The organism is Rhizobium sp. UGM030330-04 (assembly GCF_003208455.1).
Classification (GTDB): Bacteria; Pseudomonadota; Alphaproteobacteria; order Rhizobiales; family Rhizobiaceae; genus Agrobacterium; species Agrobacterium rhizogenes_A.
In genome coordinates, this window is record NZ_QKML01000015.1 from 66,230 (window position 1) to 87,724 (window position 21,495).

Sequence of the window (21,495 nt, forward strand, 5' to 3'; positions counted from 1 at the left end):
TATGCTGATCTGGCTCGTCGAACTGTCGGATAAAGTTCAAGTCTTCAACCTCTTCCGGTACATCACCTTCCGGGCGGGGGCGGCGATGTTCACCTCTGCGTTGATCGTCTTCCTGTTCGGACCGGCGATCATCAACTCGCTGCGCGTTCGCCAGGGCAAGGGCCAGCCGATCCGTGCCGACGGGCCGCAGACGCATTTCAAGAAGGCCGGAACGCCGACCATGGGCGGGCTGATGATCCTTGCGGGTATCCTCGGCGGCTCGCTGCTCTGGGGTGACCTGTCGAATGTCTATGTCGTCGCCGTTCTGATGGTGACACTCGGTTTCGGCGCCATCGGTTTCTATGATGATTATCTCAAGGTCACGAAACAGAGCGACAAGGGTTTTTCCGGCAAGGCCCGTCTCGGCATCGAATTCCTGATTGCGGCGATTGCCGTGTTCTTCATGATGAAGATGGCGCTAGCCTCCGCACCGCATGGCGGCACGCTCGGCAGCTCCATTGCGTTTCCGTTCTTCAAGGAATTCGTGATCAATCTCGGCTATTTCTTCGTGCTGTTCGGCGCTTTTGTCATCGTCGGCGCGGGCAATGCGGTGAACCTGACGGATGGTCTCGACGGTCTCGCCATCGTGCCGGTCATGATCGCCGCCGCCACCTTCGGCGTGATCGCCTATCTCGCTGGCAACGCGGTTTTCGCCAATTACCTGCAGATCAATTTTGTGCCCGGCACGGGTGAGCTTGCCGTCATCGTCGGCGCAGTCATCGGCGCGGGCCTCGGCTTCCTGTGGTTCAACGCGCCACCCGCCGCCATCTTCATGGGCGACACGGGTTCGCTGGCGCTCGGCGGCCTCATTGGCTCCATCGCTGTCGCGACCAAGCACGAGATCGTCATGGTCATCGTCGGCGGTCTGTTCGTCATGGAGACGCTGTCGGTCATCATCCAGGTCTTCTGGTTCAAGCGTACCGGCAGGCGCGTCTTCCTGATGGCGCCGATCCATCACCATTTCGAGAAAAAGGGCTGGACGGAAAGCCAGGTGGTCATCCGTTTCTGGATCATCTCCGTTGGCCTCGCGCTGCTCGGCCTCGCCACCCTGAAGCTGAGGTGAGCGATGATCCCGGTCACGTCGTTCAAGGGTAAGAAGGTCGCTCTCTTCGGGCTCGGCGGTTCGGGCCTCGTCACGGCCCGGGCGCTGGTTGCCGGCGGGGCGGATGTCGTCGCTTTCGACGACAATCCCGACAGTGTCGCGAAGGCTGAGGCCGAGGGCATCGTAACGGCGGACCTTCGAACGATAGACTGGCCCTCGTTTTCTTCCTTCGTGCTGGCTCCCGGCGTGCCTTTGACGCATCCAAAGCCGCACTGGTCTGTGGACCTTGCGAAAGCAGCGGGCGTCGAGATCATCGGCGATATCGAGCTTTTCATCCGCGAACGTCGTGCCCATGCGCCGGATTGCCCTTTCATTGCGATTACCGGCACCAACGGCAAATCCACGACAACGGCGTTGATCGCCCATATTCTCAAGGCATCCGGCCGCGATACGCAACTCGGCGGCAATATCGGCACGGCGGTGCTGAGCCTCGATCCGCCGAAGGCGCAACGCTTCTACGTGGTCGAATGCTCGTCCTACCAGATCGATCTTGCACCGACGATCAATCCGACCGCCGGCATTCTGCTCAATCTGACGCCTGACCATCTCGACCGGCATGGCACGATGCAGCATTATGCCGACGTCAAGGAACGGCTGGTGGCGGGTAGCAACATTGCGATCGTCGGTGTGGACGACAGCCATTCAACGCTGATTGCCGACCGTATCGAGCGCGCCGGCGTCAAGGTGGAGCGCATTTCCAAGCGCAATGTCGTTTCCGAAGGTCTTTATGCCGAAGGCAGCCGCATCCTGCGGGCACATGGCGGCACGTCTTCGCTGCTCACCGATCTCGACGGTATCCAGACGCTTCGTGGCAGCCACAATGCGCAGAACGCGGCGGCGGCAATCGCCGCCTGCCTTGCGGTCGGTGTTTCCGAAGACGAGGTTCGCGCCGGTCTCAAATCCTTCCCCGGCCTCAAGCATCGCATGCAGCCGGTCGGCCGGCGCGGCAATGTCACCTTCGTCAATGACAGCAAGGCGACCAACGCCGATGCGGCAGCGCCCGCACTTTCAAGTTTCGACCGTATCTACTGGATCGCCGGCGGTCTGCCGAAGGCGGGCGGTATCACCAGCCTTTCTCCGCTTTTCCCGCGCATCGCCAAGGCCTATCTGATCGGTGAAGCGGCGGCGGAATTTGCCGCGACGCTTGGCGAGGCGGTGCCTTACGAAATATCCGGCACGCTGGACAAGGCCGTGCAACACGCGGCGGCCGATGCGGAAAAAGATGCGACGGCCGGCAATATCGTGATGTTATCCCCGGCTTGCGCAAGCTTCGATCAATATAAGAACTTTGAGATCAGAGGTGATTCGTTCGTCGCGCAGGTCGCGGCGCTCGATGGCATGACGATGCTGGTTGACTCTGGAAAAGGGGGCTGAAGGCCATGGTAAGCCGAGTTGATCGCGGTCCGGTCGCGGAGTGGTTCTGGACCATCGACCGTTTCTTTCTGGCGGCGTTCGTCGCGCTGATGGGCATCGGCCTGATGCTGTCCTTTGCAGCGTCGCCCGCGGTTGCCGAGCGTATCGGTCTCAACAGCTTCTTCTTCGTCGAGCGTCAGGCGATGTTCATGGTGCCGTCGCTGGCGATCATGGTCGGCCTTTCCTTCCTGTCGCCGCGTCAGGTGCGCCGCGTGGCGGTCATCATGCTGATCGTCTCGCTGCTGATGATGATTTTCGCGCTGTTCTTCGGCATCGAGGTCAAGGGTGCGCGGCGCTGGATTTCCATCGGCACCTTCTCGATCCAGCCGTCGGAATTCATGAAGCCGGCCTTCGTCATCGTCTGCGCGTGGCTGTTTGCCGAACGGGCGCGCCATCCTGAAATTCCCGGCAATCTCTTCGCCATCATCACCTTCGGCATCGTGGCAGCACTCCTGATCGCCCAGCCGGACTTCGGCCAGACGATCCTGACCTCGGTGGTCTGGGGCGGCATGTTCTTCATGGCCGGCGTACCGTGGTTCTGGATCATCATGCTCGGTGGCGTCGGCGTCGGCGGCATCATCTCCGCCTATCTGATGCTGCCGCACGTGGCCGGCCGTATCGACCGTTTCTGGACCGGCGAGGGCGATACATTCCAGGTGGATACCGCACGTGAGGCCATCATTCGCGGTGACTGGTTCGGTCGCGGACCGGGCGAGGGCATCGTCAAGCGCATCATTCCCGACAGCCATACCGACTTCATCTTCTCGGTTGCGGCGGAAGAATTCGGCATCGTTTTCTGCATGTTCCTCGTTGCGATCTTCGCCTTCATCGTGCTGCGCGGCCTGTCGCACGCCTTCAAGGAAAAGGACGATTTCTGCCGCTTCGCCGTGGCCGGCCTCGTGTTGCAGATCGGCATGCAGTCGATGATCAATATTGGCGTCAATCTGGAACTGATGCCCGCCAAGGGCATGACGCTGCCTTTGATTTCCTATGGCGGTTCGTCGATGATGGCGATCTGCGTGACCGCCGGTTTCCTTCTGGCGCTGACACGCCACAGACCCGAAAAGCGGGCGCAGGAGCGGAGTTTCTTCCGCGTCGGTTCCGGCGTTCCCGCGGAGTAAACGATCATGAGCAAGGGTATTGTTCTTCTTGCCGCCGGTGGAACCGGCGGCCATGTCTTTCCAGCCGAGGCTCTGGCGCATACGCTGAAGGCGCGCGGTTATCAGGTGCATCTCGTCACTGACAGCCGCGCCGAGCGTTATGCCGGAAAATTTCCGGCGGATGAAATCCATGTGGTGCCTTCCGCCACCATCGGCTCGAAGAACCCGATTTCCGTCGTGCGTTCGCTCTGGAAGCTGTGGGTGGGTCTTCGCGCGGCGCGCCGGCTGGTTGCGAAACTGAAGCCGGTCGCGGTTGTCGGTTTCGGCGGTTATCCCACCGTGCCGCCGCTGCTGGCATCGACCGGGCTTGGTGTGCCCTCCATCATCCATGAGCAGAATGCGGTGATGGGTCGCGCCAACAAGGCGCTGGCTGCCCGCGTGAAGGCGATTGCCGGCGGTTTCCTGCCGCCCGCCAACGGCCAATATTCCGACAAGACGGTGGCGACCGGCAATCCGGTGCGTCCGGCGGTGCTGGCGGCATCGGACATCCCCTATACCCCGTCGCAGACGGGCGAGCCGTTCCAGCTGGTGGTTTTCGGCGGCAGCCAGGGCGCGCAGTTCTTTTCCAGCGCCGTGCCGGCGGCGATCTGCCTGCTGAAGGACGAGCAGCGCAAGCGCATCGTCGTCACCCAGCAGGCCCGGCCGGAAGACAAGGACAATGTGATAACGTCTTACCAGAAGCTTGGCGTCAAGGCTGACGTTTCGCCCTTCTTCGGTGACATGGCCACACGCATTGGCGAGGCCGATCTCGTTATCAGCCGTTCGGGCGCCTCGACGGTATCGGAACTCTCGGTGATCGGCCGTCCGTCGATCCTCGTGCCCTATCCGCATGCGCTCGATCACGATCAGGCCGCCAATGCGGCGGCGCTTTCGGCGGCGGGCGGGGCAAGCGTCATCAAGCAGGCGGAATTGTCGCCACAGAAGCTGTCCGGACTTCTCTCGGCAGCGCTTTCGGAGCCGGATCGGCTTTCTGCCACTGCGGCGGCGGCCAGGGCGACCGGCAAACCCCATGCGGCGGATGTGCTGGCCGATCTGGTGGAGGCGATTGCTTCCGGCCAGTCCATACAGGAATTCAAGAAGAATAATGAAGGAGTTGGGGCATGAAGATGCCGAAAGCCATAGGCCTTGTCCATTTCATCGGCATAGGCGGGATCGGCATGAGCGGCATTGCCGAAGTGCTTCACAATCTCGGCCACCGGGTTCAGGGGTCCGACCAGTCCGACAGCGCCAATGTGCAGCGCCTGCGCGACAAGGGTATCGAGGTTTTCGTCGGCCATACCGCGGATAATCTCGGTGATGCGGAAGTCGTGGTCGTTTCCACCGCCATCAAGAAGAGCAATCCGGAACTCATCGCCGCGCGGGAAAAACACCTGCCGATCGTGCGCCGCGCCGAAATGCTGGCCGAGCTGATGCGTTTCCGCAATGCCATCGCCATTGGCGGCACCCATGGCAAGACCACCACGACCTCCATGGTCGCGACCCTGCTCGAAGCCGGCAATCTCGATCCGACCGTCATCAATGGCGGTATCATCAATGCCTATGGCACCAATGCCCGCATGGGCGAGGGCGAGTGGATGGTGGTGGAGGCCGACGAATCCGACGGTACCTTCCTGAAACTGCCGGCCGATGTGGCCGTTGTCACCAATATCGATCCGGAGCATCTGGATCACTACGGCAATTTCGATGCCGTGCGTGCCGCATTTCGCCAGTTTGTTGAGAACGTGCCGTTCTACGGTTTCGGCGTGATGTGCCTCGACCACCCGGAAGTGCAGGCGCTGGTCGGCCGGATCGAGGACCGCAAGGTCATCACCTATGGCGAAAACCCGCAGGCGGACGTGCGCTTTTCGAATGTGCGCATTGACGGCACGCGGTCCATTTTCGATGTGGAAATCCGTCGCCGCCGCACCGGCAAGATATTCTCCTTCAAGGACCTCGTCCTGCCGATGCCCGGCCGCCATAATGTGTCGAATGCGACGGCGGCGATTGCGGTTGCCAACCGTCTCGGCATTTCGGAAGCCGACATCAAGAAGGGCCTTGCCTCCTTCGGCGGCGTCAAGCGGCGCTTCACGCTGACAGGCGAAGCCAACGGCGTGCAGGTCTTCGACGATTACGGTCATCATCCGGTTGAGATCAAGGCCGTGCTGGCGGCTGCGCGGGAAGCCTGCAAGGGCCGTATCATCGCCGTGCACCAGCCGCACCGTTACAGCCGTCTTTCCAGCCTGTTTGACGATTTCGCGCATTGCTTTAACGATGCCGACACGATTATCCTTGCTCCGGTCTATGCTGCGGGCGAAGATCCGATCGAAGGCGCAAGTTCGGAAGCGCTGGTTTCGGCCATCAAGGCCGCCGGCCACCGCGATGCCCGTTTTCTCGAAAAGCGGGAGGACCTTGCGTCACAGGTTGCAGCCATTGCGAATCCGGGTGATTTCGTGGTTCTCTTGGGGGCTGGGAATATCACGCAATGGGCAGCGGTGCTGCCTTCGGAATTGAAGAGCATATCAGGAAAGTCTGAATGAGACAGGTCGATGGGGTAAAATTGCTGGGGAGGCTCGGCGACGGGGTAAAGGAATTGCGGGGACGTCTGACACCGGATGCGCCCATGGACCGCGTGACGTGGTTCAGAGCCGGCGGCCTTGCGGAAGTCATGTTCCAGCCGCACGACACGGATGATCTGATTGCCTTCCTGAAAATTCTGCCGGAAGACGTGCCGCTGACGGTGGTTGGCGTCGGTTCGAACCTTCTGGTGCGCGATGGTGGCATTCCGGGCGTTGTCGTCCGTCTGTCCGCCAAGGGTTTCGGCCAGGTGGAGCTCGCCGGCGAAAACCGCATCAAGGCCGGTGCGATCTGCCCCGACAAGCATATTGCGGCCATGGCCATGGATAACGGCATTGGCGGCTTCCATTTCTATTACGGCATTCCCGGCTCCATCGGCGGCGCGCTGCGCATGAATGCGGGCGCAAACGGCGGCGAGACGCGCGAGCGGGTGGTGGAAGTCTATGCGGTTGACCGTCAGGGCAATCAGCATGTGCTGTCCAATGCGGACATGGGTTACAGCTACCGCCATTCCGGCGCCGATGCCGGCCTGATCTTCACCGGTGCATTGTTCGAAGGTTATCCCGAAGACAAGGCGAAGATCCGCGCCGATATGGACGCCGTGCGCCACCATCGCGAGACCGTTCAGCCGATCCGCGAACAGACCGGCGGTTCGACCTTCAAGAATCCCGAAGGTCATTCGGCCTGGGAACTGATCGACGAGGCGGGTGGCCGCGGTCTCGTCATTGGCGGCGCGCAGATGTCGTCGCTGCACTGCAATTTCATGATCAATACCGGCCACGCGACGGGTTATGATCTGGAATATCTGGGTGAGACGATCCGCAAGCGTGTGTTCGAAAAGTCGGGCATTCGGCTTGAATGGGAAATCAAGCGCCTTGGCCTCTTTATGCCGGGCCGCGAAGTGGAGCCGTTCCTCGGGGCATAAGCCCCGACGAATGCCTTGTACTGCAAGAAAATCCTGCTGTTGAACCGGCCGTTTCGTGTATCGTAACGGTCGATCAACGCTTTTTGCCATATTGTTTCCGGGAAATACGTGAGCGGATGAGATAAAGTCTCGCCCCTCCAATAATTAAATGCTTTTTTATTTCGAAATACCAACGACATTACGCGACTGGGCACTTTTGAACATGATGTTGGGTCTTTGGAAAAAAACGATCGAAATGATAAGTTTTTCGGTCGCCACGCCGGAGGACCGCCGCCGGCTTGAGCCGCTGGAATTCTCCATTCGTATTGCGTGCCTCGTGACGCTCATCGTTATCCTGATGTGCACGGGTGGTCTGGTGTTTCTGGCGCAGTTCGGGCTGGTAACCGATCTCTTCAACGGGATCATGCTGAGCGTGACGCTCGGCGGGGCCGTTGCGTTTACGGTGACGTTGCTGGTCTGCTGGCTGAATGCCAGGGAGGTGCAAATTCTCGTGCAATCCCATGAGCGCTTCCTGCATCTGAGCCATACGGATGCCCTGACCGGCCTGAGTAACCGGCTCGGCCTTTATGCGGCATGCGCCGAACTCGGCAGCGATTATTGCGTCGCCTTTCTCGATATCGATCATTTCAAGCTGGTGAATGACAGATACAGCCATCTTGTCGGTGATCTCGTCATCTCGAGCGTTGCCCGCAGGATAAGGGAGCATTTCGATCCTTCTGCGCATGTCGCCCGTCTGGGGGGTGAGGAATTTGTCGTCGTGCAGGAAACCAGCCCGCCTGCCTTTCTGCAGATGTGCGAAAGGGTTCGCGCGGTCATCGAGACCACGCCGGTGGAGCATCAGGATCAGCGGATCACGGTGACGATTTCGATTGGCGTGGCCTTTCGCGGCGACGCCGACATTTTCGACAAGGTCATGCACAATGCCGATCTGGCGCTCTATCGGGCGAAAGGGGGAGGGCGCAATCGCGTCTGCGTGACCGGTCATGCGGAGCGGCGCCAGGCCGTGGCGTAAGCGTCGAAGCAGGCAAACAAAAGCCCGCGAGACGAAGGTTTCGCGGGCTTTTCAATGTCTGGCAGTCCGTTCGGATCAGACTTCGTCCTTGCGGGAAAGAAGAATGCAGGCGAGCGTGATGAGGGCGGATACGCAGAGGTAATAACCGACATATCCCATGCCGTAATTCACCTGCAGCCATGTGGCGATGTAAGGCGCCAGCGATGCGCCGAAGATGCCGGCCATGTTGAAGGTGATGGACGAGCCGGTGTAGCGCACGCGGGTCGGGAAAGGCGCGGCGAGTGCCGTGCCGATCAGGCCGTAGGTCATGCCCATCAGCATCATGGCAAGAGCCGCGAAGACGAAGATCGAACCTTCGCTGCCAGTCATCAGGGTAGGCAGCAGGAAGGAGAACAGGCCGATCAGCACTGTCGTCAGGATCAGGATTTCACGACGGCCGAATTTCTCGGCGAGCTTGCCGGCGATCGGAATGAAGATGCCGAAGACGATTGAGCCGAGGATCTGCACTTCCAGCGCGTCGAGGAACGGGATTTTCAGGACCTTGACGTTGTAGGACAGAAGATAGGCAGTGCCGATATAGAACAGCACGAAAGTGGCCAGCGCCACGAAGGTGCCGAGCACGAGGCTGCGCTTGTGGTTGCGGAACAGTTCCGCGACCGGCACGGCCACACGCTCTTCCTTTTCGATTGCCTTCTGGAAGTCGGGCGTTTCGGTGATCGACAGGCGAACCCACATGCCGACCGCGATCAGGATGATCGAGGCGACGAAGGGAATGCGCCAGCCCCAGCTGAGCAGGGCTTCCTGAGACATGAAGTGCAGCAGGATCCAGAACACGCCGGACGAAAGGAACAGGCCGACAGGTGCGCCGAGCTGCGGGAACATGCCGTACCAGCTGCGCTTGCCGGGAGGGGCGTTTTCCGTGGCGAGCAGGACGGCGCCGCCCCATTCCCCACCAAGGCCGAAGCCCTGACCGAAACGGCAAAGCGCGAGCAGCAGCGGGGCCAGAACGCCGGCGGTCTCATAGGAGGGCAGGAGGCCGATCACGACCGTCGAGACGCCCATCGTGAGCAGGGCGGCGACAAGGGTGGTCTTGCGGCCGACGCGGTCGCCATAGTGACCGAAGACCACGGCGCCGAGCGGGCGGGCGAAAAAGGCGATGGAGAAGGTGGCGAAGGACGCCAGAAGCGCCGTCATCGGGTCATTGTTCGGGAAGAACAAAGTAGGGAACACGAGCACTGCGGCCGTGGCGTAAACGTAAAAATCGAAAAACTCGATGGTCGTGCCGACCAGGCTGGCAGTGAGAACTCGTGCAGGCGAATTTGTCTTTACAACGTTCGAATTGCCAGCTGTCGGCGATACCGGAGATATCGCGTCAGTCATGGTTTGGGTTCCATTTTGGAGGATTGCAATGTCATGCCTTGGGAGGCGATGTCTGCGTTAACGCAATTTTTGTTCCTATGGAATGCTGAAAAAGAAATAATGCAAATAATGTGATTGATGAATGCGACAGGCTTGGCCGTCGCGGCCGGGCTGCGGTCCGGCGATTGAGAGACTGATTCAGGCCGTGGATTTAAAACGCTGAAACGCCAGATTATTTTCCCTGGGGAATAATCCCGTCTGTTAACGTTTTGACCTTGCCTTCGTCGGGGAGCCGCAGCCCTGCCGGCGTGATTTTATTTCCGATCATTGAAAACCTGCATGTTGCAATCGGTGCAACTCTCTGATTCCAAGGAGGGAATCCGGATCGATGCTGATTCTTTAATGGAACTCGGCATGTTGGGCGCGGCGGTTAACGAAAGTAAACGATTCATTAACCTTAATGGCGTTTAACTGATCACAAGGATCATGTGCCAGAATCACCGTTCGTCAAATTCGGTCGGTTCGGGGGTGGTTCGTAACGGAGAGTTGGTGTCAGAGGTATCGATGGGCGGCAAGCACGTAGCTGTTCTTTTGGGTGGGTTTTCGTCGGAGCGGCCGGTCAGCCTCTCGTCGGGCAACGCTTGTGCGCTTGCGCTCGAAGGCGAGGGCTACAAGGTCACCCGGGTCGATGTGGGGCGCGATATCGCCGCCGTGCTCGGTGAGCTGCGCCCGGATGTGGCCTTCAATGCGCTGCACGGTCCCTTTGGTGAAGACGGCACCATTCAGGGCATCCTCGAATATCTCGCCATTCCCTATACACATTCCGGCGTGCTGGCTTCCGCTCTTGCCATGGACAAGGCGCAGGCCAAGAAAGTTGCTGCCGCCGCCGGCATCCCGGTGGCTGCCGAGCGCGTCATGAACCGCTTCGATTTCACCAGCGAACATCCGCTTGCGCCGCCCTATGTGGTCAAGCCGGTGCGTGAAGGCTCGAGCTTCGGTGTCGTGATCGTCAAGGAAGACCAGTCGCATCCGCCGCAGATCCTCACCTCTTCGGAATGGCGTTACGGCGATCAGGTGATGGTCGAGCGTTATATTCATGGGCGCGAGCTGACCTGCGGTGTGCTCGACGGCGAGGCGCTGGGCGTCACCGAAGTGGTGACGCTCGGTCACAATTTCTATGATTATGATGCGAAATATGCGGCTGGTGGCTCGAAACATGTCATTCCCGCAGAAATTTCACCGAAAATTTACCAAAAAATTCAAACACTGGCGGTTATGGCGCATCGGGCGATCGGATGCCGTGGCGTAAGCCGTTCAGACTTTCGTTACGACGACCGTTTCTCAGAAGATGGCGAAGTTATCTGGCTTGAAGTGAATACGCAGCCGGGCATGACGCCGACCTCCCTGGTGCCGGAAATGGCGGCCCATGCTGGCCGTTCCTTTGGTAACCTTGTCAGCTGGATGGTGGAGGACGCTTCGTGTTTGCGGTGACCGGCAAAAAGTCGACGGCAAAAAAGCGCGAACAATTCGCGGCGGCGGCCAGTGCCGACGACCGCATGGTGTTGCCGCGTCCTCTGCGTCGCTTCGTGCGTTTCGGTGTCAGCCTTGCGACCGGACGCATTCACATTCCCGCCCATACCGGCACGATTTCGGCCGTCGCCTTTTACGCGGTGACCGGGCTTTACGGCATGTCGCTCGGCGGGCACACCAATATCGTTACCCAGACCACGACATCGGCCGCGGGCTTCGCGGTCGAGGACGTGAAGGTCTCCGGTAATCTGCAGACCTCCGAAATCGAAGTGTTCCAGCTTCTCGGCCTCGATGGCAGCACCTCGCTGATCGCGCTCGATATCGATGCGGCGCGCCGCAAGCTGGTGCAGCTTCCCTGGGTGGAAGATGTCGATATTCGCAAGGTCTATCCGAAGACGGTTGAAGTTCGCCTGAAGGAACGTGAGGCCTTCGGCATCTGGCAGCACGGAACGGAACTGTCGCTGATCGAAAAAAGCGGCAGCGTGATTGCGCCGCTGCGGGACAATAAATTCGCCTCCCTGCCGCTCTTCGTCGGCCGCGACGCGGAAACGGGTGCTGCCGGTTTCGTCGAACAACTGGCCGACTGGCCGGAAATCCGCAACCGTGTCCGCGCTTATGTCCGCATTGCCGGTCGCCGCTGGGATCTGCATCTCGACAACGGCATCGTCGTCAAGCTGCCGGAAGAAAACCTGCCGCAGGCGCTGCAATTGCTGGCGCGGCTCGATCTCGAGGAAAAGGTGCTGTCGCGCGATGTCGCCGCGGTTGATCTCCGGCTCGCGGACCGCACCACGATCCAGCTGACCGAGGGTGCCACGGAACGCCGCCAGGCCGCCGTCGATGCGCGCACCAAGGCTCTCAAGAAGGCGGAGAAGAACACATGAGCTTATTCGGTTCTTCCCATTTCGGCCTGCCTCGGCTGAAGCCGCTTTCCTCCAAGCGCAGCCACATCGTGTCGGTGCTGGATATTGGCTCGACCAAGGTCGTATGCATGATCGGCCGGCTGACGCCGCGTCAGGAAAGCGAAATTCTGCCGGGCCGCACCCACAAGGTCGAAATCATCGGCATCGGCCACCAGCGCTCGCGCGGCGTGAAGTCAGGCGTGATCGCCGATCTCGACGCGCTGGAAGGCGTCATCCGTCTGTCTGTCGATGCGGCCGAGCGCATGGCGGGCCTTACCGTCGACAGCCTGATCGTCAATGTTTCTGCCGGACGGTTGGCAAGCGATATCTATACCGCGAGCATCGATCTCGGCGGCCAGGAAGTGGAAGCAAGCGACCTGCGCAAGGTTCTGGTGGCGGCAAGCCAGCAGTCCATGCGCCAGGACCGGGCGATTCTGCATTCGCTGCCGACAGGCTATTCGCTGGATGGCGAGCGCGGCATTCGCGATCCGCTCTCCATGTATGGCGATCTTCTCGGCGTCGACATGCATGTGGTGACGGTCGAGCGCACGGCGCTGAAGAACCTCGAGCTTTGCGTCAACCGCGCCCATCTTTCGGTCGAAGGCATGGTGGCGACGCCCTATGCCAGCGGTCTTGCGGCGCTGGTGGACGATGAAGTCGAACTCGGCTGCGCGGCCATCGACATGGGCGGCGGCACCACGACGATCTCGGTTTTCGCCGAGGGCCGGCTCATTCACACCGACGCGATCGGCCTTGGCGGCCATCACGTTACGACAGATCTTGCACGTGGCCTCTCGACACGAATCGAAGATGCGGAGAGACTGAAGGTGGTGCATGGTTCGGCTTTGCTGAATGGCGCGGATGAGCGCGACATGATTTCGATCCCGCCGATTGGCGAAGATGATCGCGATCAACCATCGCAAGTTTCAAGAGCCCTTGTAACCCGCATCGTGCGGGCGCGTATCGAAGAGACGCTGGAATTGATCCGTGATCGTATCCAGAAGTCCGGCTTCAGCCCCATTGTCGGCAAGCGCGTTGTCCTGACCGGCGGCGCAAGCCAGCTGACGGGGCTGCCGGAAACGGCACGGCGCATTCTCGCCCGCAACGTTCGCATCGGCCGCCCCATGGGTGTGGCTGGTCTTCCGGTCGCGGCAAAGGGACCGGCATTTTCAACCGCCTGCGGACTGATGATCTATCCGCAGGTGGCGGACATCGAAATTCATGCGGCGCAAGGCGGAATGTTCTCGCCGTTTGGTACGGGTAGCGGCCGGATAGCCCGGGTGGGGCAATGGCTGAAAGAGAGTTTTTGAGTGGCCTCGTGGCGTAAGCCGGAGGTTTCAGAGTTGAGTTTTCAAGAATCGGCCAGCGGGGCGATGCGGCCAGAGAAAGAAGGAATGCTAAAATGACGATACAGCTGCAAAAGCCTGATATCACCGAGCTGAAGCCACGCATCACCGTTTTCGGTGTCGGCGGTGGCGGCGGTAACGCTGTCAACAACATGATCACGGCCGGCCTCCAGGGCGTCGATTTCGTCGTCGCCAACACGGATGCCCAGGCGCTGACCATGACGAAGGCAGATCGGGTCATCCAGCTCGGCGTCAACGTCACCGAAGGCCTCGGCGCCGGTTCCCAGCCGGAAGTCGGCCGCGCCGCCGCTGAAGAATGCATCGACGAGATCATCGATCACCTGAACGGCACCCACATGTGCTTCGTCACCGCCGGCATGGGCGGCGGCACCGGCACCGGTGCTGCCCCGGTCGTTGCACAGGCTGCCCGCAACAAGGGTATCCTGACGGTCGGCGTCGTCACCAAGCCTTTCCACTTCGAAGGCGGCCGCCGCATGCGTCTTGCCGAACAGGGCATCGAGGAACTGCAGAAGTCCGTCGATACGCTGATCGTCATTCCGAACCAGAACCTCTTCCGCATTGCCAACGACAAGACGACCTTCGCCGACGCCTTCGCCATGGCTGACCAGGTTCTCTACTCCGGCGTTGCCTGCATCACCGATCTGATGGTGAAGGAAGGTCTCATCAACCTCGACTTCGCCGACGTTCGCTCGGTCATGCGCGAAATGGGCCGCGCGATGATGGGTACCGGTGAGGCTTCCGGTCCGGGCCGCGCAATGCAGGCTGCGGAAGCGGCAATCGCCAACCCGCTGCTCGACGAAACCTCGATGAAGGGCGCACAGGGCCTGCTGATCTCCATCACCGGCGGTCGCGACCTTACCCTGTTCGAAGTCGACGAGGCTGCAACCCGCATTCGCGAAGAAGTCGATCCGGATGCCAACATCATCCTCGGCGCGACCTTCGACGAAGCGCTTGAAGGTCTCATCCGCGTCTCCGTCGTCGCAACCGGCATCGACCGCGTTGCTGGCATCGGCGAACAGAACGTTGCCGATATGCGTGCCGCAGCAGCCGTTGCCAAGCCGCTTATCCGTCCTTCCGCGGCCGTTGCTTCCGCTCCGGCCGCAGTTCAGCCTGCTCCAGCAGTATCGCAGGCACAGAAGGCCGTAGACCCGATCGCCCAGACCATCCGTTCGGCGGAAGCCGAAATGGAACGCGAACTCGGTTTCGCCGCACACCAGCAGCCGGCTCAGGATTTCCGTCCGCAGAGCAAGCTGTTCGCATCTTCTCCGGCTGAAGCGCCGGCGGCTCTTCGCCCGGCCCAGCCGGTTCAGCAGGTCGCTCCGGCACCGGTTGCTCCGGCGCCCGTCTACCATGCACCGGAACAGGTTGCCGCTCCGGCTCCGCGCATGCAGCAGCCGCAGGCCCCGGTCTACCAGGAGCCTGCTCCGGTTGCCCGCCAGCCAGAGCCGGTACGCATGCCGAAGGTCGAGGACTTCCCGCCGGTCGTGAAGGCCGAGATGGAACATCGCACCCATGCCGCTCCTGCCGCCCAGGAAGAGCGTGGCCCGATGGGTCTTCTGAAGCGCATCACCAACTCGCTTGGCCGCCGCGAAGAAGAAGAAGTTCCGTCCGACATGATGGATGCACCGAGCATGGCTCCGCAGCAGCGCCGCGCACCGCTTTCGCCGGAAGCCAGCCTCTACGCACCGCGTCGTGGCCAGCTTGACGACCACGGCCGCGCAACGCCTGCCTCGTCCAGCCACCATGACGACGACCAGCTGGAAATTCCGGCCTTCCTGCGCCGCCAGTCCAACTAAAGGCGATTCCATCCGCCTCTTCGAACGCCCGGGTTTCACGATCCGGGCGTTTTGTTTATTTTACGTTATTAACACTAAATTAATTCGGTTTTTCAAAGGCTTATGCGTGTAACAATCCGAAACGAACAGTGATTTGTCGTGGCACCTACATGTGCGTATGTATGAGCCTGGGTAAAGGAAAATACGGACTTGGCCGGTTGCCAAAACCGGCTTGAAAACTTGAACGGCGCCCAGGCGGCGCGGTTTGCAAAACAAGGCATATACGCATGACTATCGGACTGCTCGGATTTCAGACAACTATCGCACATGCTGTTCAGCTCAAAGGCATTGGCGTGCATTCCGGCAATCCGGTTTCGATGACGTTCCAGCCCGCAGAAGCCGGAACGGGCATCGTGTTTCATCGCCTTCATGACAATGGCAGCGTTACCGAGTTGAAGGCCGTTTCGGCCAATGTCGGCAATACCGATCTGTGCACCGTGCTCGGCCGTTCGCTCTCCCAGTCGGTGGCGACGATCGAGCACGTCATGGCTGCAATCTATGCCATGGGCCTCGACAACCTCATCGTCGAGGTTGACGGTCCTGAAGCGCCGATCATGGACGGCAGCTCCGCTCCCTTCATCGAGGCGATCGAATCGGTCGGCATCAAGAGCCTCGGCGTGAAGCGCCGCTATATTCGCGTCATCAAGCCGGTGCGTATCGATTCGGGTGCGTCCTGGGCGGAGTTCCGTCCCTATGACGGCACGCGCTTTGAGGTTGACATCGATTTCGATACGCCGCTGATCGGCAAGCAGTCCTGGAAGGGTGACCTGACGGCGGAGAGCTTCAAGAGCGAACTGTCTCGCGCCCGCACCTTCGGTTTCATGCGTGACGTTGAGCGCCTGTGGGCTGCCGGTTATGCGCTCGGCTCTTCGCTCGAGAATTCCGTCGTCATTTCCGACGATAACAGCGTCATCAACATGGAAGGCCTGCGTTACGCCAAGGACGAATTCGTCCGTCACAAGACGCTGGACGCCGTGGGCGATCTGGCGCTTGCCGGCGCGCAGTTCATCGGCTGCTACCGCTCCTATCGCGGTGGCCACAAGGTCAATGCGAACGCGCTGAAGGCTCTTTTGAGCGATCGTACGGCCTATGAGATCGTCGAAGCGCCGGCCGCCCGCAACCAGATGGTGCGTGCCCGTGAATTCGTCGCGGTCAACATGCCGGAATTCGCACCCTGGTCTGCCTGAGTTTGTTTGCAGGCTATCAATTGACAGGAAAAGCCGCTCCTTCGGGGCGGCTTTTTCGTGATGCAGGACAAGATGTTTCGCCATATCGCCTGATATTCATGTGATTGCGCGCGTGGATGCCATAAAAATGCGTTAATGCGTCATCATTGCGTTGCCCTGCGGATGCTTTTATGGCTAGAAACGCCAGTGCAAAGCCGATGCTTATGTATTTGCGCGGGAAGTGGGAACTGTCGAATGAAGCATGTAGGGTCTGGTGCGATGAAGGGTACGATGCGGGGGATCGCCGTTTCGTTGTTGTTGGTCGGTGCAAGTGTCGCCGTCACGGCCTGCCAGTCCGATCCGGATATCGACATTACCAAGCTCGGCGTCGAGACCGATCCGCCTGACGTTCTGTACAAGCAGGGGCTTGCCAACATGAACGCCGGCAACATGACGGAAGCCTCACGCAAGTTCGAGGCGATCGACAAGCAATATCCCTTTACCGAATGGGGCCAGAAGGCGCTTGTCATGCAGACCTTCATTGCCACGCGTACCAACAAGAACGATGTGGCGATCACAACCGGCAGCCGGTTCCTGCGGCAATATCCGCGCTCCAAGGATGCCGCCTATGTTCAATACATGATCGGCCTTGCCTATTCGAAGCAGATTTCCGACGTGACGCAGGATCAGCGCGCCGCGCAGCGTACCGTCGAGGCGATGAACAAGGTCGTCAACGACTATCCCGATTCGGAATATGTCGCCGACGCGCAGGCCAAGATCCGTTTCGCCCGCGACCAGCTTGCCGGCCGCGAAATGCAGGTTGGCCGCTATTATCTTGAGCGCAAGGAATATCTCGCCGCCGTTTCGCGTTTCCGTATCGTCGTCGAGCAATACCAGAACACCAACCAGATCGAGGAAGCGCTGGCGCGTCTGACGGAGGCCTATTACGCGATGGGCCTGACGGATGAGGCGCAGACCGCGGCCGCCGTTCTTGGTAACAACTATCCCGACAGCCAATGGTATGCGGATTCCTACAAGCTGCTGAAGGGCAGCGGGCTGGAGCCGCGGGAAAACAAGGGGTCCTGGATTTCGCGCGCCGGCAAGAAGCTTATCGGCGCCTGAGACGGGGCATAGGCCATGCTGGTCCAGCTCTCGATTCGCGATATCGTCCTGATTGAAAGGCTCGACCTCGGTTTCGAGGCGGGCCTTTCCGTGTTGACGGGGGAAACGGGCGCTGGCAAATCGATCCTGCTCGACAGTCTTTCATTGGCGCTCGGTGGCCGCGGCGATGGCGGCCTTGTACGGCACGGCGAGGACAAGGGGCAGGTGACTGCCACTTTCGAAGTCCCCAACAATCATCCGACACGGCTTCTTCTGCGGGAAAACGGTCTCGATGACGACGGTGACCTGATTTTTCGCCGTGTGCAATCCTCCGACGGGCGCACCAAAGCCTATATCAATGATCAGGCCATCAGCGTGCAGATGATGCGCCAGCTCGGGCAATTGCTGGTGGAAATTCACGGCCAGCATGATGACCGCGCGCTTGTCGATACCGATGCCCACCGCACGCTGCTGGATGCCTTTGCCGGACTGAGCGATGAGGCCCGCGCCGTTCAGGGTTTTTACCGCACCTGGAAAGACGCCGAGCGCGCCCTGAAGACCCACCGCGCCAAGGTGGAGGCCGCCGCCCGCGAGGCGGATTACCTTCGCTCCTCCGTCGAGGAACTCGAAGGGCTTTCGCCGCGTGACGGCGAAGAGGAGGAGCTTGCCGAGCGCCGGGCGGTGATGCAGAAATCCGAACGCATTGCCGGCGATATCGCCGAAGCCAGCGAGTTTCTGAATGGCAATGCTTCGCCCGTGCCTGTCATTGCATCCATGATGCGCCGGCTTGAGCGCAAGAGCCATGAAGCGCCCGGCCTGCTGGAAGACACCGTGCAATTGCTGGATGCCGCGCTGGACAGCCTTTCCAATGCGCAGATGGAAGTGGAGGCGGCGTTGCGCCGCACCGAATTCGACCCGCGCGAGCTTGAGCGGGTGGAGGAGCGACTGTTTGCGCTGCGCGCCGCCGGCCGTAAATATAATGTCGCGGTGCCTGACCTGCCGGCGCTTGCGGAAAAAATGGTGGCTGATCTCGCCGATCTCGATGCCGGTGAGGAAAAGCTTGGCAAGCTGGAGGCCAATCTCGGCGTCGTCAAAGCTGATTTCGACCGTGCCGCCCAGTCGCTTTCCGACAAACGCCGCCATGCGGCGGATGCGCTTTCCGACGCTGTGATGGCCGAGCTTCCGGCGCTGAAGCTGGAGCGCGCGCGGTTTACCGTCGAGGTGACATCCGATCCCGAGCAGGGGACGGCTGACGGCATCGACACGGTGGAATTCCACGTCCAGACCAATCCGGGCACACGGCCGGGGCCGATCATGAAAGTCGCCTCGGGTGGTGAATTGTCCCGTTTCCTGCTGGCGTTGAAAGTGGCGCTGGCGGATCGCGGTTCGGCACCGACCCTGGTGTTCGATGAAATCGATACGGGCGTTGGTGGTGCTGTGGCGGATGCTATCGGCCAGCGGCTGCGTCGCCTGTCGAAGACGGTGCAGGTTCTCTCCGTCACCCATGCACCGCAGGTGGCGGCGCGGGCGGCGACCCATCTCTTGATTTCAAAAGGCCCATCCGGCGATGGCAGCGAGCGCATCGCCACCCGCGTGGCGACGATGGAGCCGAAACACCGGACCGAAGAGATTGCCCGCATGCTTGCCGGTGCGTCGGTGACGGACGAGGCGAGGGCGGCGGCGGCTCGCCTGCTGGCGGCCAAGGACTGACGGCTGCCCACGCGGATTCGGCTTGTGGGTCCAACGGCAAAACCTGTTTTTATTGCGTTTTATTTCGGCTAAAAGCGTTCGGTAATTCCGAAAAGAGGCCGACATGTCGAAAGACCAGATTCCCGTCGAAAACCTGACTGAACTTGAAGCCTCTTCCGAGCTGGCATTTCTCGCAGCCGAGCTTGCCCGTCATGACGCGCTTTACCACGGTAAGGACGCGCCGGAGATCTCCGATGCTGACTATGATGCGCTGAAGCGGCGCAATGATGCCATCGAGGCGGCGTTCCCGGCATTGGTGCGGGCTGACAGCCCGTCGAAAAAAGTCGGCTTTACACCGCTGCCGACCTTTGCACCCATCGTGCATGCCCGCCCGATGCTGTCGCTCGACAATACATTTTCGGAAGAGGACCTGCGCGATTTCGTCAGTTCCGTCTATCGTTTCCTCGGGCACCTGCCTGACGATTCCATCGCCTTCACCGCTGAGCCGAAGATCGACGGCCTTTCCATGTCGATCCGCTATGAGAAGGGCAAGCTGAAGACGGCGGCCACCCGCGGCGATGGCACGACCGGCGAGAACGTCACCGCCAATATCAGGACCATCAAGGAAATCCCGAACGAATTGCCTTCGGACGCGCCCGATGTGGTGGAGGTGCGTGGCGAAGTCTATATGGCCAAGAGCGACTTCATGGCGCTCAACGCCCAGATGGAGGCCGAGGGCAAGCAGACCTATGTGAACCCGCGCAACACGGCATCCGGTTCGCTGCGCCAGCTTGACGCCAATGTGACGGCGAAACGCAAGCTGCGGTTCTTCGCCTATGCCTTGGGTGAAGTCTCTAATAGTGGCCAGCCGGCGCGGATTGCCGATACGCAATATGGCATCGTCGAGAAGTTCCGGGAGTGGGGATTTCCGGTCAATCCGCTGATGAAGCGATTCACCTCCGCCCAGCAATTGCTTGAGCATTATAATGAAATCGGCGTCGCACGGCCTGATCTCGATTATGATATCGATGGCGTCGTCTACAAGGTCGACCGGCTTGATCTGCAGGAACGGCTGGGCTTTCGTTCGCGCAGCCCGCGTTGGGCTACGGCGCACAAGTTTCCGGCCGAACAGGCTTTCACCACGGTCGAGAATATCGAAATCCAGGTGGGGCGCACCGGGGCGCTGACGCCGGTGGCGCGCCTGACCCCGATCACGGTCGGTGGCGTCGTCGTCACCAATGCGACACTGCACAATGCTGATTACATCGAAGGCATTGGTAACAGCGGCGAGCGTATCCGCCCTGAGGATCATGACATTCGCATCGGCGATACTGTTATCGTGCAGCGCGCTGGCGATGTCATTCCGCAGGTGCTGGATGTGCTGCTGGAAAAGCGCCCTGCTGAAGCGGTGAAATATGCGTTTCCGGAGAAATGTCCGGTCTGCGGCAGCCATGCGGTACGCGAACGTAATGAAAAGACCGGCAAGCTCGATTCGGTCACGCGCTGCACCGGCGGTTTCGTCTGCCGGGCGCAGGCGGTGGAGCACTTAAAACATTTCGTCTCGCGAAATGCTTTTGATATTGAAGGGCTGGGCACCAAACAGATCGATTTCTTCTTCGAAAGCGATGATCCGGCGCTCTCTATCAAGACTGCGCCCGATATCTTTACGCTGAAGGCGCGGCAGGAAGCATCCCACCTGACCAAGCTTGAGAATATTGACGGTTTCGGCAAGGTCAGCGTCAGGAAGCTGTTCGATGCCATCGATGCCCGCCGCGAGATCGATCTGCATCGGCTGATCTTTGCGCTCGGCATCCGCCATGTCGGCGAGACCACGGCGAAGCTTCTGGCGCGTTCCTATGGCACCTATGAACATTTCGAAGAGGCCATGAAGGCTGCGGCGGATCCGGCAAGTGACGCCTGGGCTGAACTCAACAGCATCGACGGTATCGGCGAGGTGGTGGCCCGCGCCATCATCGAGTTCTATAAGGAACCGCGCAATCTCGACGTCATCGACCGGTTGATACGGGAGTTGCAGCCGAAGGAAGCCGAGAAACCTTCGACTGAGGGCAGTCCCGTGGCGGGCAAGACGGTGGTCTTCACCGGCTCGCTGGAAAAATTCACGCGGGATGAGGCGAAAGCCCGGGCCGAAAGCCTTGGCGCGAAAGTGGCTGGTTCCGTTTCGAAAAAGACGGATATTCTGGTGGCCGGGCCGGGGGCGGGCTCCAAGCTTGCCAAGGCGACGGAACTGGGCGTGCAGACCATGGACGAGGATGAGTGGCTGGCGCTGATCGGCGGCTGATCTGCCGTCATCGCCGAGTTGTCCTGCACCGCTAGAGGTTTGCGCC

The 21,495-nt window shown here is 60.4% G+C and carries 16 protein-coding genes; 15 read left to right on the forward strand and 1 reads right to left on the reverse strand.

Annotated features, from left to right (window positions below; all coding sequences use genetic code 11):
- Position 1: 1 nt before the first annotated feature.
- From mraY to N434_RS21115, 7 genes are all read left to right on the forward strand, one after another.
- Positions 2-1,102: a phospho-N-acetylmuramoyl-pentapeptide-transferase gene (gene mraY / locus N434_RS21085; protein WP_003494882.1), complete on the forward strand. Its 1,101-nt coding sequence runs from the start codon at positions 2-4 to the stop codon at positions 1,100-1,102.
- Between the two features lie 3 nt (positions 1,103-1,105).
- Entirely contained in the window at positions 1,106-2,515 is a 1,410-nt protein-coding gene (gene murD / locus N434_RS21090) for a UDP-N-acetylmuramoyl-L-alanine--D-glutamate ligase (protein ID WP_110760181.1), read from the forward strand.
- Between the two features lie 5 nt (positions 2,516-2,520).
- Entirely contained in the window at positions 2,521-3,675 is a 1,155-nt protein-coding gene (gene ftsW / locus N434_RS21095; protein WP_065113764.1) for a putative lipid II flippase FtsW, read from the forward strand.
- A 6-nt stretch (positions 3,676-3,681) separates the two neighbouring features.
- Positions 3,682-4,818 carry an undecaprenyldiphospho-muramoylpentapeptide beta-N-acetylglucosaminyltransferase gene (murG, locus tag N434_RS21100; RefSeq protein ID WP_110760182.1) on the forward strand — a complete coding sequence of 379 codons (1,137 nt, stop codon included), beginning with the start codon at positions 3,682-3,684 and terminating at the stop codon, positions 4,816-4,818.
- Complete coding sequence (gene murC / locus N434_RS21105; RefSeq protein ID WP_110760183.1) at positions 4,815-6,230, forward strand: UDP-N-acetylmuramate--L-alanine ligase; 1,416 nt, start codon at positions 4,815-4,817, stop codon at positions 6,228-6,230. Before murG ends, murC begins: the two co-directional genes overlap by 4 nt.
- Positions 6,227-7,192: a UDP-N-acetylmuramate dehydrogenase gene (gene murB, locus N434_RS21110; protein WP_035209672.1), complete on the forward strand. Its 966-nt coding sequence runs from the start codon at positions 6,227-6,229 to the stop codon at positions 7,190-7,192. The genes murC and murB overlap by 4 nt, the downstream gene beginning before the upstream one ends.
- Positions 7,193-7,394: 202 nt before the next feature.
- Positions 7,395-8,204 (forward strand): GGDEF domain-containing protein, encoded by an 810-nt coding sequence (locus N434_RS21115; RefSeq protein WP_110760248.1) that lies wholly within the window; start codon positions 7,395-7,397, stop codon positions 8,202-8,204.
- A gap of 75 nt (positions 8,205-8,279) precedes the next feature.
- On the opposite strand, the gene N434_RS21120 is transcribed toward N434_RS21115, so the two are convergent.
- The gene (locus N434_RS21120) at positions 8,280-9,584 is read right to left on the reverse strand and encodes an MFS transporter (protein WP_065113760.1); all 1,305 of its coding nucleotides are present in this window, start codon (positions 9,582-9,584) and stop codon (positions 8,280-8,282) included.
- Between the two features lie 543 nt (positions 9,585-10,127).
- Between N434_RS21120 and N434_RS21125 the strand changes: the two genes are divergently transcribed.
- The 8 genes from N434_RS21125 to ligA all read left to right on the forward strand — a co-directional run bounded on the left by N434_RS21125 (position 10,128) and on the right by ligA (position 21,449).
- Positions 10,128-11,054: a D-alanine--D-alanine ligase gene (locus N434_RS21125; RefSeq protein ID WP_110760184.1), complete on the forward strand. Its 927-nt coding sequence runs from the start codon at positions 10,128-10,130 to the stop codon at positions 11,052-11,054.
- Entirely contained in the window at positions 11,042-11,974 is a 933-nt protein-coding gene (locus N434_RS21130) for a cell division protein FtsQ/DivIB (protein WP_065113758.1), read from the forward strand. Before N434_RS21125 ends, N434_RS21130 begins: the two co-directional genes overlap by 13 nt.
- Positions 11,971-13,302 carry a cell division protein FtsA gene (gene ftsA / locus N434_RS21135; protein WP_003522206.1) on the forward strand — a complete coding sequence of 444 codons (1,332 nt, stop codon included), beginning with the start codon at positions 11,971-11,973 and terminating at the stop codon, positions 13,300-13,302. The genes N434_RS21130 and ftsA overlap by 4 nt, the downstream gene beginning before the upstream one ends.
- Before the next feature lie 92 nt (positions 13,303-13,394).
- Positions 13,395-15,155, forward strand: coding sequence for a cell division protein FtsZ (gene ftsZ / locus N434_RS21140; protein WP_110760185.1), 1,761 nt, complete (start codon positions 13,395-13,397; stop codon positions 15,153-15,155).
- Positions 15,156-15,421: 266 nt separating this feature from the next.
- Positions 15,422-16,381, forward strand: a complete 960-nt coding sequence (gene lpxC / locus N434_RS21145; RefSeq protein WP_065113756.1) for a UDP-3-O-acyl-N-acetylglucosamine deacetylase — start codon at positions 15,422-15,424, stop codon at positions 16,379-16,381.
- Between the two features lie 234 nt (positions 16,382-16,615).
- Complete coding sequence (locus tag N434_RS21150; protein WP_065113755.1) at positions 16,616-17,482, forward strand: outer membrane protein assembly factor BamD; 867 nt, start codon at positions 16,616-16,618, stop codon at positions 17,480-17,482.
- A gap of 15 nt (positions 17,483-17,497) precedes the next feature.
- The gene (gene recN, locus N434_RS21155; protein WP_110760186.1) at positions 17,498-19,171 is read left to right on the forward strand and encodes a DNA repair protein RecN; all 1,674 of its coding nucleotides are present in this window, start codon (positions 17,498-17,500) and stop codon (positions 19,169-19,171) included.
- A 103-nt stretch (positions 19,172-19,274) separates the two neighbouring features.
- A complete protein-coding gene (gene ligA, locus N434_RS21160) occupies positions 19,275-21,449 on the forward strand; it encodes an NAD-dependent DNA ligase LigA (RefSeq protein WP_110760187.1) in 2,175 nt (724 codons plus the stop codon).
- Positions 21,450-21,495: the final 46 nt, after the last annotated feature.